The organism is Streptomyces sp. NPDC059851 (genome assembly GCF_042732005.1).
GTDB lineage: Bacteria > Actinomycetota > Actinomycetes > Streptomycetales > Streptomycetaceae > Streptomyces.
Window position 1 is genome coordinate 1 of record NZ_JBHWJJ010000176.1, and the last position, 14,758, is coordinate 14,758.

At 73.6% G+C, this 14,758-nt stretch carries 17 protein-coding genes, 2 tRNA genes, 1 other RNA gene and 1 pseudogene; 8 read left to right on the forward strand and 13 right to left on the reverse strand.

The window, feature by feature from the left end; genetic code table 11:
- Nucleotides 1–191 precede the first annotated feature (191 nt).
- From ACFV7Q_RS35155 to ACFV7Q_RS35180, 6 genes are all read right to left on the reverse strand, one after another.
- Nucleotides 192–479, reverse strand: a complete 288-nt coding sequence (locus ACFV7Q_RS35155) for a hypothetical protein (RefSeq protein WP_385434991.1) — start codon at nt 477–479, stop codon at nt 192–194.
- A 226-nt stretch (nt 480–705) separates the two neighbouring features.
- A tRNA-Ser gene (locus tag ACFV7Q_RS35160) sits at nt 706–790 on the reverse strand.
- A 90-nt stretch (nt 791–880) separates the two neighbouring features.
- Complete coding sequence (gene tadA / locus ACFV7Q_RS35165) at nt 881–1,309, reverse strand: tRNA adenosine(34) deaminase TadA (protein ID WP_385435005.1); 429 nt, start codon at nt 1,307–1,309, stop codon at nt 881–883.
- A gap of 62 nt (nt 1,310–1,371) precedes the next feature.
- Nucleotides 1,372–1,917 carry a hypothetical protein gene (locus ACFV7Q_RS35170; protein WP_385434992.1) on the reverse strand — a complete coding sequence of 182 codons (546 nt, stop codon included), beginning with the start codon at nt 1,915–1,917 and terminating at the stop codon, nt 1,372–1,374.
- Nucleotides 1,918–2,298: 381 nt separating this feature from the next.
- Nucleotides 2,299–2,514: a hypothetical protein gene (locus tag ACFV7Q_RS35175; RefSeq protein WP_385434993.1), complete on the reverse strand. Its 216-nt coding sequence runs from the start codon at nt 2,512–2,514 to the stop codon at nt 2,299–2,301.
- Between the two features lie 112 nt (nt 2,515–2,626).
- On the reverse strand, nt 2,627–3,571 hold the full coding sequence (locus ACFV7Q_RS35180) for a universal stress protein (RefSeq protein WP_385434994.1): 945 nt from the start codon (nt 3,569–3,571) through the stop codon (nt 2,627–2,629).
- 252 nt (nt 3,572–3,823) lie between these two features.
- On the opposite strand from ACFV7Q_RS35180, the gene upp reads away from it, so the two are divergent.
- A complete protein-coding gene (gene upp / locus ACFV7Q_RS35185; protein ID WP_114058231.1) occupies nt 3,824–4,459 on the forward strand; it encodes a uracil phosphoribosyltransferase in 636 nt (211 codons plus the stop codon).
- A 111-nt stretch (nt 4,460–4,570) separates the two neighbouring features.
- Here the strand turns inward: upp and ACFV7Q_RS35190 are convergent, their stop codons facing one another.
- Both ACFV7Q_RS35190 and ACFV7Q_RS35195 read right to left on the reverse strand, forming a co-directional pair.
- Nucleotides 4,571–5,236: a LytR C-terminal domain-containing protein gene (locus tag ACFV7Q_RS35190; RefSeq protein WP_385434995.1), complete on the reverse strand. Its 666-nt coding sequence runs from the start codon at nt 5,234–5,236 to the stop codon at nt 4,571–4,573.
- A gap of 194 nt (nt 5,237–5,430) precedes the next feature.
- Complete coding sequence (locus ACFV7Q_RS35195) at nt 5,431–5,727, reverse strand: type II toxin-antitoxin system VapB family antitoxin (RefSeq protein ID WP_114058229.1); 297 nt, start codon at nt 5,725–5,727, stop codon at nt 5,431–5,433.
- Nucleotides 5,728–5,819: 92 nt separating this feature from the next.
- Between ACFV7Q_RS35195 and ACFV7Q_RS35200 the strand changes: the two are divergent.
- Together ACFV7Q_RS35200 and opcA are read left to right on the forward strand one after the other, a co-directional pair.
- Nucleotides 5,820–6,941, forward strand: a pseudogene (locus ACFV7Q_RS35200) (helicase HerA-like domain-containing protein).
- Nucleotides 6,942–7,112: 171 nt separating this feature from the next.
- Complete coding sequence (gene opcA, locus ACFV7Q_RS35205; RefSeq protein WP_385434996.1) at nt 7,113–8,045, forward strand: glucose-6-phosphate dehydrogenase assembly protein OpcA; 933 nt, start codon at nt 7,113–7,115, stop codon at nt 8,043–8,045.
- Here the strand turns inward: opcA and ACFV7Q_RS35210 are convergent.
- Both ACFV7Q_RS35210 and ACFV7Q_RS35215 read right to left on the reverse strand, forming a co-directional pair.
- Complete coding sequence (locus ACFV7Q_RS35210) at nt 7,994–8,479, reverse strand: cupin domain-containing protein (RefSeq protein WP_385434997.1); 486 nt, start codon at nt 8,477–8,479, stop codon at nt 7,994–7,996. The genes opcA and ACFV7Q_RS35210 overlap by 52 nt on opposite strands.
- Before the next feature lie 112 nt (nt 8,480–8,591).
- Nucleotides 8,592–9,227, reverse strand: a complete 636-nt coding sequence (locus tag ACFV7Q_RS35215; RefSeq protein WP_385434998.1) for an HhH-GPD-type base excision DNA repair protein — start codon at nt 9,225–9,227, stop codon at nt 8,592–8,594.
- Between the two features lie 167 nt (nt 9,228–9,394).
- Between ACFV7Q_RS35215 and ACFV7Q_RS35220 the strand changes: the two genes are divergently transcribed.
- Together ACFV7Q_RS35220 and ACFV7Q_RS35225 are read left to right on the forward strand one after the other, a co-directional pair.
- Entirely contained in the window at nt 9,395–10,213 is an 819-nt protein-coding gene (locus tag ACFV7Q_RS35220) for a VOC family protein (RefSeq protein WP_385434999.1), read from the forward strand.
- A gap of 119 nt (nt 10,214–10,332) precedes the next feature.
- A complete protein-coding gene (locus tag ACFV7Q_RS35225; protein WP_385435000.1) occupies nt 10,333–10,752 on the forward strand; it encodes a molybdopterin-binding protein in 420 nt (139 codons plus the stop codon).
- A 48-nt stretch (nt 10,753–10,800) separates the two neighbouring features.
- Here the strand turns inward: ACFV7Q_RS35225 and ACFV7Q_RS35230 are convergent, their stop codons facing one another.
- A complete protein-coding gene (locus ACFV7Q_RS35230; RefSeq protein WP_385435001.1) occupies nt 10,801–11,436 on the reverse strand; it encodes a TetR/AcrR family transcriptional regulator in 636 nt (211 codons plus the stop codon).
- A gap of 115 nt (nt 11,437–11,551) precedes the next feature.
- Between ACFV7Q_RS35230 and ACFV7Q_RS35235 the strand changes: the two genes are divergently transcribed.
- Nucleotides 11,552–11,923: a cupin domain-containing protein gene (locus ACFV7Q_RS35235; RefSeq protein ID WP_385435002.1), complete on the forward strand. Its 372-nt coding sequence runs from the start codon at nt 11,552–11,554 to the stop codon at nt 11,921–11,923.
- A 36-nt stretch (nt 11,924–11,959) separates the two neighbouring features.
- Here the strand turns inward: ACFV7Q_RS35235 and ACFV7Q_RS35240 are convergent, their stop codons facing one another.
- On the reverse strand, nt 11,960–12,853 hold the full coding sequence (locus ACFV7Q_RS35240) for a phosphorothioated DNA-binding restriction endonuclease (RefSeq protein ID WP_385435003.1): 894 nt from the start codon (nt 12,851–12,853) through the stop codon (nt 11,960–11,962).
- A 121-nt stretch (nt 12,854–12,974) separates the two neighbouring features.
- Nucleotides 12,975–13,062, reverse strand: a tRNA-Ser gene (locus ACFV7Q_RS35245).
- 72 nt (nt 13,063–13,134) lie between these two features.
- Between ACFV7Q_RS35245 and ffs the strand changes: the two genes are divergently transcribed.
- Both ffs and ACFV7Q_RS35255 read left to right on the forward strand, forming a co-directional pair.
- Nucleotides 13,135–13,233, forward strand: an RNA gene (gene ffs, locus ACFV7Q_RS35250) — signal recognition particle sRNA small type.
- A 118-nt stretch (nt 13,234–13,351) separates the two neighbouring features.
- Nucleotides 13,352–14,758, forward strand: a 1,407-nt coding sequence (locus ACFV7Q_RS35255) for a DNA polymerase III subunit gamma and tau (protein WP_385435004.1), incomplete at its 3' end; no start/stop codon positions are given.

The following is a 14,758-nucleotide window of genomic DNA, read 5'->3' on the forward strand; positions in this document are numbered from 1 at the left end:
GCACAGGGCCTGCAGGGCGTTCGCCTCCTCGTACGAAGCCCCCCCCGAAGCCCCCCCCCGAGCCCCCCCCCCGGCCCCCCCCCCGGCCCGGGGGGGGCCGGCCCCGGCGCCCCCGGGGGCCTGCCGCACGCGCGGTGGTGCCGCCCGCTGCGCGGGGCCGCGGGCCCACCGACGCCCGACGGCCGACCGAGCTACTCGATGCCGCCGAGGAGGCCGAGGACCGGCTCCACGGGGGCCACCACCGGGGCGAGCTGGTCCGGCAGCGTCATCAGCTGGTTCAGCTGGTTCAGGTCGTTGAGCTTGGAGCCGATCTCCTGCACGGAACCGGGCATGGCCCCCTCCGGCATGCCCGGAGCCGCCTGCGGCAGGTCGGGCAGGGTGAGCGGGGCCGCGGGTGCGGCGGAGGCGGCGGGTGCGGCGAGGCCCGCGGCGGCCCCCGCGAGGGCGATGGCGGCGAGCATGCGCTGGGTCTTGGTCATGCCGTGACAACGGCCGAGCGGGCGGCCGGTCACGCGGGGCCGGGGCGCGCTCACCGGTCGGAGTACGCGCGGAGGACGCCACCGCTCGGAGTACGCGCGGTCGCGGCGACCGCACGACGGCCCGCTGCCCGCTGCCTGCTGCTCCGGTTCTCGACTCCGGTTCTCGGCTCCGGCCCGGAAACCGCCGAGAGCCCCGGCCCTTGCGGGACGAGGCTCTCGATCGGAGCGGTAGCGGAGGGATTTGAACCCCCGATGGGTTGCCCCATACTCGCTTTCGAGGCGAGCTCCTTCGGCCACTCGGACACGCTACCGAGAGAGATCCTAGCCCAAGGTCGCCCCAGTTCCGAAATCGGTATCCCCGCCGCCGCGCCGCGCGGCCGTCCGGGGTGCCGCCGGGGCCCTCACAGCTCCCGGAAGAAGTCCGTGAGCTGCCGCGCGCACTCCTCGGCGAGCACCCCGCGGATCACCTCCGGGCGGTGGTTGAGCCTGCGGTCCCGTACGAGGTCCCACAGCGACCCCGCGGCCCCCGCCTTTTCGTCCCCCGCCCCGTAGACGACCCGGGCCACCCGTGCCTGTACGAGTGCCCCGGCGCACATCACGCACGGCTCCAGGGTCACCACGAGGGTGCATCCCGGAAGCCGCCATTCCCCGAGCCGGGCGGCGGCCCGGCGCAGCGCCAGCACCTCGGCGTGCGCGGTCGGGTCGCCGGTGGCCTCGCGCTCGTTGTACCCGGTGGCGAGGAGGTCCCCGTCCGGGCCCAGCACGACGGCGCCGACCGGCACGTCGCCGGCCGGCACCGCCCGGGCGGCCTCCCGGAGCGCCAGGCGCATGGAGTCCCGCCACGGGTCCCGTACGGGATCGGGGCCGTGCGTGGGGTGGTGCTCGGTGATCACTAGCGGACGGCCTCCAGCACCTCGGTCGCGCCGAGCGAGTCGGCGATTTCCGAGAGGGCGTCCCCGTCGAGGGCCATCAGTTCCTTGTGGCTCACCCCGAGGTCGTCCAGCAGTCGGGGGTCGCCGAGCGGGCCGGCGGGCACGGGCTCCGCGCCCGCTCCGGTGTCCCCGTCCTCGTCGTCCGCGTCGGCGAACGCGGTGATCCCCTCCTCCTCGCCGTCCTCGGTGCCGTCCAGGTCCAGTTCGTCGAGTTCGTCGTCCTCCTCGTCGCTGCCCAGCAGCTCGTCGGTCAGCATCGAGCCGTAGGAGCTGCGGGAGGCCAGGGCGGCGTTCGAGACGAAGTACCGCGGGTCCTCCTCGCCGTCCACGCGGACGACGCCGAACCAGGCGTCCTCCTGCTCGATGAGGGCGACCACCGTGTCGTCGTCGACAGCGGCGGCACGGGCGAGATCGATCAGATCACTGAGGGACTCGACGTCGTCGAGTTCCATGTCGCTCGCTTCCCACCCGTCTTCGGTGCGCGCGAGCAGTGCGGCGAAATACACCGTGACTCTCCCACTGGTCATAGGCGTGCCGGTTGGAGGTCCCCCCGGCCGGAGGTGGGGAGGGTTGGAACGGCTGTGCTGCTCGCCGTTTCGTGCCCCGCCCAATCGGCATCGTGGCAGAAACAGCGGCTTTGCGAGAGGTCTTCCGCGCTTGCGTCGTGCCGCGCCGTCTGCGGGGGCGGGTATCGCAGGGCCCGCCGGCCACCCGTGGCTCCCGGGCGTACGGCGCGGCGGAACGTCTCCGCTGGCGTGCGTCGCGTACCGCCGACCGGCGGTCGCCCGTCCGCGTGGCTCCGGCGTGGCTGGCTACGGCTCCGGCTGAGCACGGCCCGTCGGGCGGCTGCGGCACGGCCCCGTCATCCGGCGCCGGGCCGCCAGGTGTCACCAGCGGAACGTGCGCATGCGCATCTGCTGGCGCATCCGGGCCGCGCGGGCACGGCGCGGCTGGACGCGGTCGCGCAGGGCGCGCGCCTCCATCAGGTCGCGCAGGAACTGCGCGCGCCGCGCTCTGCGCTGCGCCGCCGTCTCCGGCGCCTCGTCCGCGCCGCCGCCACGTTCGCGGTCGCGTTCGTCTCGTCTCGGCTGCGTGTCGGGCATCGGCCACCACCCACCCCGGCTGGTCCGGTCGTCCTCCTCCGCCGGCGCGAAGCAGACCCCCCGCACCCCCACCTTCCCCCGGTTGGGCCGATTGATGCCACCCCCGTGCAGGTCAGGCGTCGTCCGAGAGGGTGGGGACGATGGCCACCGGCCCGTGCGCGTGGTGCAGGACCGCGTGTGCCACCGAGCCGATCATCACGTTCCGGATGGTGCGGCGCGGGTGGTGCCGGCCCACGACGACGAGGGCTGCGGCGCGCGAGGCCTCGACCAGGCGCCCCGCCGCGTCCCCGGGCACGGCGGCCTGGACCACGGGTACGCCGGGCCAGCGCTCGCGGAACGGCGCCAGCCGTTCCGTCTGGGAGCGCAGCATCTCCCGCTCGGCGGGGACGGCGTCCGCGCCGTCGGCGAGCCCCTCCGGGGTGAGCACGGCGAACGGCGTGTCGACCATGACGAGGGGCGTCGGCGGGATGGCGTACGCGGAGACCACCTGGACGGTGGTCCCCCGTGCGGCGGCCTCCGTGAACGCGAAGGCCACGACGTCGTCGGGGGTCTCGGCGGCGTGAAGGCCGAGCACCACCCGGCCGGCGGAGGGGTCCGGACCGGCGTCCTCCACGTCCCGCGCCTCGTGCGGGACGACCACCACCGGGCAGCGTGCGGTCGCGGCCACGGCGTGGCTGTTCGAGCCGAGCAGCAGGGCCGCGAAGCCGCCGCGCCCGCGGGACCCCATGACCAGCGTCCGTGCCTCGGAGCCGATCACCCGCAAGGCTTCCGGGACGGAGCCGGTGAGGGCCTCGTAGCGCACCTCGTCCGGCAGTTCGGGGGCCTCGGCGAGCAGGTCCCGGATCCGCTCGGCCACCGGATCGGCGTACGTCTTCGGCGTCGCCGGGTCGGAAAGGGCCTGGCGGCGGGCCGTGTACAGCTGGGAGGTGTCGGGCAGCACGTGGGCGACGAGGAGGCCGGTGCCGTGCCGGAGCGCGGCCTGCCGGGCCCATTCCAGGGCCCGCAGGCTGTGGTCGGACCCGTCGACGGCTGCGATCACGGGTGCGTTGCTGCTCACCCGTCCAGCGTGCTGGGTGCGGGGACGGGCCGCATCCCAGGAGGCACGGGCGGGCGCGCTGCGGGGGCGCCTGGCCGGGGGCGGTGGGAGTGCCGCCGGCGGCGGACGGGGCAGTGCCGGACGCGGCGGGCCGTTCGGGCGCACGGGGGTGCGTGCACCGCGTAGCCTTTCGGGTGTGGGTCGCGCAAAACGTTGCGGCCGTTTTTTGCAGGTCGCAGGTCGAAACCCGACTCTTGAGCCTTGGAGGATGTTGTGCGTTTGCAGGTCGTCGATCACCCGTTGGTGGCGCACAAGCTGACCACTCTGCGCGACAAGCGCACCGACTCCCCCACCTTCCGCCGCCTCGCCGACGAACTGGTGACGCTCCTCGCGTACGAGGCCACCCGGGACGTGCGCACCGAGCAGTCGGACATCGAGACCCCGGTCGCCCCGACCACGGGCGTGAAGCTCTCGCACCCGCGCCCGCTGGTCGTGCCGATCCTGCGCGCCGGCCTCGGCATGCTCGACGGCATGGTGCGGCTGCTGCCGACGGCCGAGGTGGGCTTCCTGGGCATGGTCCGCAACGAGGAGACCCTGGAGGCCTCCACGTACGCGACGCGCATGCCGGAGGACCTGTCCGGGCGCCAGGTGTACGTGGTCGACCCGATGCTGGCCACGGGCGGCACGCTGGTCGCGGCGATCCAGGAGCTGATCAAGCGCGGTGCGGACGACGTCACGGCCGTGGTGCTGCTGGCCGCGCCGGAGGGCGTCGAGGTCATGGAGCGCGAGCTCGCGGGCACGCCGGTGACCGTGGTGACGGCCGCCGTGGACGAGCGGCTGAACGAGCACGGCTACATCGTGCCGGGGCTGGGCGACGCGGGCGACCGCATGTACGGCTCGGCGGAATAGCCCCCGTACGGACGGAAATCCCGAACCCCTGCCCGAGGTCCTGGCGCGGGGGTTCGGGCACGGGCTCGGGCACGGGCACGGGCACGGGCACGGCCCGTGCCCCGGCGGGCGTCAGCAGGTGGTGGCGGGCGCGGGTCGGGGGTTGGCCAGGAGGGCCAGCTCCTTGTCCGCGGCCTCCGGCGGGCTGAGCTGCGTGAAGGCGTCGCCGAGGATCAGGTCGACGTCCGCGCCCTCGCGGGCGTCGTTCTGCAGGGTGTCGCCCTCGATCTGCGTGCCCAGCACGGAGTAGACCGTCTTGTCGGTCTTCGCGGAGCCGAGCAGTATCCCGGTCCCGGGGACCTTCTTGTCGAAGTCGGCGGGGGCGTTGCCGACCTGCCCGACGGTGAACCCGCGCTTCTTCAGCTCGTCGCCGACGGCCTTGGCGAGTCCGGCCCGCTGCGTGGCGTTGTACACGTTGACCGTGATGTCGCCGGGCTTCGGGAGCACGACCGTCGGAGCCGTCCCGGCGGAGGCCGCGGCGGCCGGGGCCGCGCCGGTCCCGGGCTTGGCGCTCGGGCAGTTCCCGGCGGCGGTGGTGCCGCGCTGGCCCTGGTCGCCGTCACCGCGGAACACGTGGATGAGCTGCAATGACCCGTAGCCGAGCAGGGCGAGCCCGAGGACCGCGCCGAGCACGGTGAAGACGATCCTGCGGCGGCGCCGAGGTCGACTCAAACGGGGGTAGGCCGTCCCCGTGACGCGGTACTTTCCGCCCATGCCGGGGGGAGTGAGCATGCTCATGGGCGCAGCGTAATACCGGCCGGGGTTGATGCCCACCAAATGATCTGTTGATAGGGCAAGACCGACCCAAAAGGCGCAATTCACACAAAAGTGGTCCGGCGTGGGAGCACGCGGGGCGACGCAGGTGCGGTGACGTGCCGCTCCTGGTGTGAGCCGGTGGCCCGAGGGGCGCGCCGGAGGGGCGGGTCGGGGCGTCAGTCCATTTCGAGGACGCGTGCGTGCAGCACCTGGCGCTGCTGGAGCGCCGCGCGCACGGCGCGGTGCAGGCCGTCCTCCAGGTACAGGTCGCCCTGCCACTTCACGACGTGCGCGAAGAGGTCCCCGTAGAAGGTCGAGTCCTCGGCGAGCAGCGTTTCGAGGTCCAGCTGCCCCTTGGTCGTCACCAACTGGTCGAGCCGGACCGGGCGCGGGGCGACGTCCGCCCACTGCCGGGTGGTTTCCCTGCCGTGGTCGGGGTACGGCCGCCCGTTTCCGATGCGCTTGAAGATCACACGGAAAGCCTACCGGGCCGGTGGCTGCGGGCGCAGCCTCGTACCGATGGTGCAAAGGTGGTGTCCACGGCCATACCGGGAGGGAAGGTTGCATGAGCGAGAGCACCGGTCCCGCGTCGCCGGCCGACCGGATCGCCGCCGGATACGCCTTCGCCGGACCCGCGCTCGACCTGGGTGCCCTGCTCTGGGACGGAACCTGCCTGCCGGACCGGCAGATCCGCGTCCCGCCGCTCCCGATGCTGGGCCGGCACGGCCTTGTGGCCGGCGCCACCGGCACCGGGTAGACGAAGACGCTCCAGCTCATCGCCGAGCAGCTGTCGCAGGCCGGGGTGCCGGTCTTCCGCGCCGACATCAAGGGTGACCTGTAGGGGATTTCGGCCCCGGGCGTCCCGGGCGACAGGACGGCGCAGCGGGCCGGGGAGGTGGGCCAGGAGTGGCGGGCCGCCGGATGCCCCGCCGAGTTCTATGCGCTGGGCGGGATCGGGACGGGCATTGCGCTGCGGGCCACGGTGACGGACTTCGGGCCCGTTCTGACGGCGAAGGTGCTCGGGCTCAACCGGACGCAGGAACAGTCGCTCGGCCTGGTCTTCCACTACGCCGACGCCAAGGGGCTGGAGTTGGTCGACCTCAAGGACCTGCGGGCGGTCGTCGCCTTCCTCGTCTCCGACCGGGGGAAGGCCGAGCCCAAGGGGATCGGCGAACTGTCCTCCGCGACGGCGGGGGTGATTCACGCGCAGCGGGCGTTCACCCCCGACGACGCGAAGGCGCTCAAGGCCACGGCACGGACCTTCCCGCGCTCGGAGTACGACCTGGAAGAGCTGCTGACCGGCCTGGGCACCGGCGAGGCGGTGGTCACCGTCCTGAGCGAGACGGGCGCCCCGACCCCGGTGGCGGCGACGCGGCTGCGGGCCCCGCAGTCCCTGATGGGGCCGGTCGAGGCGGGGGCGCTGGAGCGTGCGGTGAAGTCCTCGCCGCTGTACGGGCGGTACGCGCAGCCGGTCGACCGGGAGTCGGCGTACGAGCGCATCAGCGCCGGGCAGGCGGCCGCCGAGGCGGCTGCGGAGGCGGCCGCGGCGGAGGCCGAGCGGGAGCCCTCCCTGGCCGAACGCGTGGTGGACAGCGGGCTGTTCCGCTCGCTGGCCCGGTCGATCGGGACCCAACTGGGCCGGGAGGTCTCGCGGTCCCTCTTCGGTACGCCGAGGCGCCGGAGATGAGGGGGAGCGGGGCGTGCGGGGGTAGGTGGGGGGAATGCGGTGACGGCGGGGAGTGCGGTGACGGCGGGGAGTGCGGTGACGGGCGGGCGCCGCCGGTCCGGTGGTGCGCAGGTGACGGATGGCCGTGCGGCCGGGTGACACCGGTGCGGCAGGCGCTGACAGACTTCCGCCATGCGGACCGAACTCATCGACACCACGTCCGGCAAAGTCGACCGGGCCCTGCTCGACGCCCGCCGGGCCATCGGAAGCCCCGCCCTGGGCCTGGTGCTGACGCTCGTCATCGAGACCGACGAGGAGAACGCCTACGACGCGATCCGCGCGGCCTCGGAGGCCTCGCGCGAGCACCCGTGCCGCATCATCGCGGTGATCAAGCGCACCTCCCGCGGCCCGCACAAGCTGCGCCAGACCCGCCTGGACGCCGAGCTGCGCATCGGCTCGGACGCCGGCAGCGGGGAGGTCGTGGTGCTGCGGCTGCACGGTGCGCTCACCGGTCAGGCGGGCTCCGTGGTCCTGCCCCTCCTGGTGCCGGACGCCCCCGTGGTGGTGTGGTGGCCGGCCGACGCCCCCGCCGACCCGGCCGGGGATCCGCTGGGCGCGCTGGCGCAGCGCAGGATCACGGACGCCGAGGCGGCCGCGGACCCGCTCGCGGTGCTGGACGCGCGGGGAGCCTCGTACGCCCCCGGCGACACCGACCTCGCCTGGACCCGGCTGACGCCCTGGCGGGCGCTGCTGGCGGCGGCGATGGACCAGAAGCCGCTGCCGGTGACCGGCGGGGCGGTGGAGAGCGAGGCCGACAACCCGAGCGCCGAGCTGCTGGCGCGATGGCTGGAGGACCGGCTGGGGGTGCCGGTGGAGAGGGTCGTCACGGACGGCCCGGTGATCACCGGCGTCCGGCTGGACACCGCGCAGGGCCCGATACGGGTGGACCGTCCCGACGGGGCTCTGGCCGCCCTGATCCTGCCGGGCAGCCCGGACCGCAGGGTGGCCCTGAAGATCCGCAGCACCGCCGAGCTGATCTCGGAGGAGCTGCGGCGGCTGGCCGCGGACGAGGTCTACGCGTCGGCGCTGCGCAGGCGGCCGGCCCAGGCGGCGCTCTCCGCGTAGTGGTTGTCGTACACCGGCTGGCTGTCCAGGACGTCCTGGACGGTGGCCTCGCCGGCGCGGACCCGGCCGAGCAGCCGGTAGTAGTCGAAGCGGCCCATGCCGGGCGTGAAGCCGACGAAGACCTCGGCGGTGTGGCCCGGCTGCGGCGCGAAGGCGTGCTTCACGCCGGGCGGGACGGAGAGGAAGTCGCCGGCGGTGAGGGTCCGGACCTCGTCGCCGACGAGGACGTCCAGGCGGCCGGAGAGGACGTGGAAGAACTCGGTCGCCTTGGTGTGGAAGTGCACCGGTGCGCCGGCCGCGCCCTCCTCGAAGCGGGCCGTGTTGCAGGTGAGTTCGGCGGTGTCCGTGATCAGGGTGATGGTGCTGCCGGGGCCGTCGGTGATGGTCTCGGCGGTGGCGGCGCGGGTGAGGACCGTCGTCTCTTCGCTGTTCATGACCACGAACCTACGGGCCGGGTTGACCGGCGACCGAGGCCAATCAGGGCTTGATCTGCCCGGTCAATTACCCACCTGTGGCCGCCCGCCCTCACCCTTCGCCCTTGCCCGCCTACGTACCCGCACCCGGGCTCGTCTGCGCCTTCGTCTTCGTCTGCGTCTTCGTCTGCGTCTTCGTCTTCGCGGCGGCCTTCATCTCCTGCTTGTACGCCCTGACCTTGGCCAGCGATTCCGGGCCGGTGATGTCGGCCGCCGACCGGTACACGTCCGCCTCCCCGTAGCCGCCGGCCGCCTCGCGCCACCCCTCGGGGCGTACGCCGAGTTGCTTGCCCAGCAGCGCTAGGAAGATCTGGGCCTTCTGCTCCCCGAACCCCGGCAGGTCCTTCAGCCGCTCCAGCAGCTCGGCGCCCGTGCCGGCATCGGCCCACAGGGCTGCCGCGTCCCCGTCGTAGTGCTCCACCAGGTAGGCGCACAGCTGCTGGACCCGCTTCGCCATCGACCCGGGGTAGCGGTGCACGGCCGGCTTCTCGGACAGCAGCGCGGCGAACGCCTCGGGCTCGTGGGCCGCGATCGCGTGGGCGTCCAGGTCGTCCGCCCCCATCCGCCGGGCGATGGTGTATGGGCCGGAGAACGCCCACTCCATCGGCACCTGCTGGTCCAGCAGCATGCCGACCAATGCGGCGAGGGGACTGCGGCCGAGCAGCTCGTCGGCCTCGGGCTGCTGGGCGAGCCGCATCGTGATGTCCATGGATCCAGCCTCTCGCGCGGCCGTGTTCCCCGCGCGGCCGGCGCACCGCGCGCCTAGCGTGAGTAACCGGATTCACGTCACGACCACGACCACGACGGCGATCACGACCGCGGCGGCGATCACGACCACGACCACGACCGCGAACACGACACAGGAGTCGATCGACCATGGCTGAGTTCTCGGAAGGCGCCCCCTGCTGGGTGGATGCGATGTTCAAGGACGTGGAGGGCGCGAAGGCCTTCTACGGCGAGGTGCTGGGGTGGACCTTCGGCGAGGCCTCCACGGACTACGGCAACTACACGCAGGCCTACTCGGACGGCAAGGCGGTCGCGGCCGTCGTCCCGCCGATGCCGGGTGCGGACGCCCCGTCGCAGTGGTGCCTGTACTTCGCCTCGCCCGACGCGGCGGCCACCGCCGAGAAGATCAAGGCGGCGGGTGGCGAGGTGATGATGGGCCCCATGCAGGTCGGCAGCTTCGGCACGATGGTGATCGCGCAGGAGCCGAGCGGCGCCGTCTTCGGCGTCTGGCAGCCCGGCGACCACAAGGGCTTCGAGAAGATGGGGGAGCCCGGGTCCTACGCGTGGGCGGAGGTCTTCACCCGGGACGTGGGCAAGGTGGACTCCTTCCTGCCGCGGGTCTTCCCGTACGGCGCCCAGCAGATGGAACCGGGTGACGGCCCCGAGGCGGCCGGGATGGACTTCCGGGTCTTCAACGCCGGTGGCCCCGACAAGCCGGTGCTCGGCCGGATGTTGATGGGCGAGGAGTTCCCGCGGGAGGTCCCCTCGTACATCCAGGTCTACTTCGGCGTCGCGGACTGCGACGAGGCGGTGGCGAAGACGCAGCAGCTCGGCGGCGCGCTCCACTTCGGGCCGATGGACACCCCGTTCGGCCGGTTCGCCGCGCTGACGGACCAGCAGGGCGCGGCGTTCGCGGTCATCGACATGTCGACGACCTCGGGCGAGATGCCGCAGATGACGGACGTCTGACCGGTCGACCGACCGGTCCCGAGGGGCGCGGTCGGCCCGCCGGCCGCAGCGGGTGACCGGCCGACCCGCAGCCGTACGACACCTTCCGTACGCCACCACCCGACGAGTTGGGGACCTCCATGAGCCTGAGCATCCGCAACCGGCTGGTCGGCACCGTCACCGACGTCGCCGCCGGCGAGGCCATGACCACGGTGAAGGTCCGGCTGGAAGGCGGCCAGGACGTCGTCGCCGCCATCACCAGCGAAGCCGCCCGGGAGCTTGGCCTCGCGGCCGGCTCGGCCGTCAGGGCCCTGGTGAAGGCCACCGAAGTGGCCTTGGCCAACGAAGCCGTCGACAACATCAGCATCCGCAACCAGCTGGCCGGCACCGTCGCCGGCATCTCCACCGGCGCCGCGATGGCCACGGTCACGGTGGTCGTCAACGACAACGTGCTCACCGCCGCCGTCACCAAGGACGCCGTCGAGGCGCTCGGCCTGGCGGCCGGGGCGCCGGTGGTCGCGCTGATCAAGTCGACGGAGGTCGCCCTGGCGGTCGACTGACCTTCCGGCCCGGCGCCCGGAGGCCGGCCCTCCGGGAGGGGGCGCCGATCAGGCGGTCGCCGCGTAGTCGCCCAGGGCCGCGAGGAGCAGGACGTACGCGTGGTCCGCCTCCGGTGTCAGCTCGGCCTCGATCTCGGCGTGGGTCCGCCCGGCCAGGGTGAGTTCCTGGACGCGCCGGTACAGCAGCCGGTCCGTGGCGGCGATCAGGGCCGCCGCCGCCCGGGGGGCGATGGCCGGGGCCGTCTGCGGCGTGGCGGCGGCGAGGGCCTCGGCGAGCGCCTCCTCCCGGCGGTCGTGCAGCTCGCGCAGGCGCGCGCAGAGCGTGGGGCTGTCGGCGACCATGCGGGCGAAGGCGAGCCCGGTGAACCCGGCGACCGGGCTGCGCCCGACCAGGGTGGAGCGGAAGGCGTGGCCGAGGGCGACGAGCGGTGCCTCGCCGGGGGCGCGCTCGGCGACCGTCCGAGCCAGGCGCTCCGTGAACACCTCGTGGTGGTCGAGGGCCAGGTCCTCCTTGCGCGGGAAGTAGTTGGTGACCGTCTTCTTCGCGACGCGCGCGGCGGCGGCGATCTCGGCGATGGTCGTCTGCTCGAAGCCCTGCTCGATGAAGAGCCGGGTGGCGCAGTCGGAGATCAGCTGCCTGGTCTCCCGCTTCTTGGACTCACGGAGCCCCAGCTCGGTACCCATGCCGAAAATCTTACCCCCGTAGCAAAATTCCCTTGCCGGCCGGAGTCGCCCGAGCGTAAATTTACGCCCGACGTAAAAATGGCTCACGAGGCCGAACCGCCCTGAGGAGGCAACCGTGCACGTGATCACCCCCGCCGCCGGGAACACCACCGAGACCCCGAACGCCCGCATGACCGGCCTGGCCGCGCCCAGCCGGGGAAGCGCCGAGATCAGCACCTGGACCGTGGCCATGGAGGCCGGCCGCACCGGCCCCGAGCACTCCGTCAGCCGTGAACAGGTCTGGACGGTGACCGCCGGAGCCCTGGAGGTCACCTGCGACGGCCGCACCGAGACGGTCACGGCCGGCCAGACCCTCGTCCTCCCGCCGGACCTGATGCGCAGGGTCCACGCCCCGCGGGCGGCCGTGGCGCACGTGGCCATGTGCGCGGACGGCGTGGTCTCCGTTCCCGGCACCGAAGGCACCCGCCCCCTGCCCTGGGCTTCCTGACGGCGGGTGGGCCCGACGGGCTCCGGGGCACGGGCGTCAGGTGTCGGCCGGGGGCCGCGGGGCGCCGTGGAATACCTGGCTGGCGTGCCAGGACCGGTGGGCCGCCGCTATGGGGAGGGCGCCCGGCTGGGGGCCGATGAGCGGACGGCCGGCGAGGGCGGTGACGTGCTCGCGGGCCGCGGGGCTGCGGCCGACGAAGCGCTGCGAGACCAGGATGCGGTGGCCGTCGCCGATGCCGAGGACGCCCTTGTCGAAGAGCTTGTGGTGCAGCGAGCACAGGCACACCCCGTTGTCGACCTCGTCCGGGCCGCCGAACGCCCACCAGTGGACGTGCGCGGCCTCCAGCCCGACCGGGGCCGCCCCGATCCGTCCGTCGTAGCCGCAGAAGGCGCACTGGTACTCGTACGCCGTCAACACGAGTTCCCGCATCCGGCGGTCCCGCTGCTTCCGTGCCGCCGCGAGCGGTTGCGTCTGCGGCGGCTCCGGTTCCAGGCCGACCGCCGCGCACAGGTCGTCGTGGAGCGAGGGAGGGAAATGCAGGTCGAGCAGGACCCGCACCATCCGTCCGAGCAGCGAGGGTTCCCGCCGCAGGGCCGCCCGCAGTTCCGGTGCCAGCCGCCCCGTGGCTCTGGTGGCTCGCAGTTCCCGTACCCGGCTGCCGGGGCTGCCCGGTCCGCGGTCCGTGCGCACCTCCCACACCCCGTCGCTCACCAAGTGGTGGAACGGGTACGCGGGCGTCGTCCCGTTGGCGGGCCCGTACTCGGCCAGCAGCTGCTTCAGGTCGTCCTCGACGGCGCTGTACTCCAGCTCGCCGTCGGCGTCCTGCTGGAACCGGCCGAGGGCGTACAGGAACAGCAGCGGCTTGTGCGGAGCCCGCACGCCGCCCCTGGTCCACTGCCGCAGCCCCGCGGCGCTCTCGACCCAGTCCACGACCGGTGATCGTAGTGACGGCTGTGCGATGCCCACCAGTCCGATCCGCCCGGTGCCGGCGTGCGGGGCACGGGGGAAACGCCAGAGGGCCGGACCGCTTGCGCGATCCGGCCCTCTGGGCTGGCGGAGGATACGAGATTCGAACTCGTGAGGGGTTGCCCCCAACACGCTTTCCAAGCGTGCGCCCTAGGCCTCTAGGCGAATCCTCCGCGACGAACAATACAAGACGATGAGGGGTGCTAGCGAACTCGATCCCGGGGGCCTCCATCCGCTAGGGTGGGGTCAGCCCCTCACGTGGCGCTATCTCACCCAACTCCCCCAGGGCCGGAAGGCAGCAAGGGTAAGTGGGCTCTGGCGGGTGCGTGAGGGGCGCTTTGCGTTCCGGGGCGGGTGCGGGTGCGGGCGCGCGTGGGGGGCGCGAGTCGGGCGCGGGCCGCGGACGGATCCGGTAGGGCCGGCGGGCCCGCTTTGTCGGCGGGCCCCGATAACCTCGTAGACGTGTCGTCCCTTGCGCTGTACCGCCGCTACCGCCCCGAGTCGTTCGCCGAGGTCATCGGGCAGGAGCATGTCACTGCCCCGCTGATGCAGGCCCTGCGGAACAACCGGGTCAATCACGCGTACCTGTTCAGCGGGCCCCGCGGCTGTGGCAAGACCACCAGCGCGCGAATCCTCGCCCGGTGCCTGAACTGTGAGCAGGGCCCCACGCCCGATCCCTGCGGCGCGTGCCAGTCCTGCCGGGACCTGGCGCGCAACGGCCCGGGCTCGATCGACGTCATCGAGATCGACGCCGCCTCGCACGGCGGTGTGGACGACGCCCGTGACCTGCGCGAAAAGGCCTTCTTCGGGCCGGCCTCCAGCCGGTACAAGATCTACATCATCGACGAGGCGCACATGGTCACCTCGGCGGGCTTCAACGCCCTGCTGAAGGTGGTCGAGGAGCCCCCGGAGCACCTCAAGTTCATCTTCGCGACCACCGAGCCCGAGAAGGTCATCGGCACCATCCGGTCGCGGACGCACCACTACCCCTTCCGTCTCGTGCCGCCCGGGACGCTGCGGGACTACCTGGGCGAGGTCTGCGGGCGCGAGGCGGCCAAGGTCGAGGACGGCGTGCTGCCGCTCGTGGTGCGCGCGGGCGCCGGGTCGGTGCGTGACTCGATGTCCGTCATGGACCAGTTGCTGGCGGGTGCGGGCGACGAGGGCGTGACGTACGCCATGGCCACCTCCCTGCTCGGCTACACCGACGGGTCGCTGCTGGACTCCGTCGTGGACGCCTTCGCCGCCGGGGACGGGGCCGCCGCGTTCGAGGTCGTCGACCGGGTGATCGAGGGCGGCAACGACCCGCGCCGGTTCGTCGCCGACCTGCTGGAGCGGCTGCGCGACCTGGTGATCCTGGCCGCCGTGCCCGACGCCGGGGAGAAGGGGCTCATCGACGCCCCCGCCGATGTGGTCGAGCGGATGCAGGCCCAGGCCTCGGTGTTCGGGGCGGCCGAGCTGAGCCGCGCCGCCGACCTGGTCAACACCGGGCTCACCGAGATGCGGGGGGCGACATCGCCGCGGCTCCAGCTGGAGCTGATCTGCGCCCGCGTGCTGCTGCCCGCCGCCTTCGACGACGAGCGGTCCTTCCAGGCCCGCCTGGAGCGGCTGGAACGCGGGGGCGCCGCCCTGGCCGCCGCGGGCGTGCCCGTGGCCGCTGCGGCCGCCGTCCCGGCCATGGGGTACGTGCCCGGGCCCGAGGCGCACGCCATGGCCCCGGCCGCGCCCGCTGCACCGGCCGGGCCCGTCGGTGCGGCGCCCGCTGCATCCGCCCCCGTCGCTGCCGCGCCCACGCCCGCTGCGCCCGCCCCCGCGGCTGCCGCGCCCGCGCCCGCCGCCGCGCCGGCCGCTCCCGCGGCGCAGCCCGGGGCC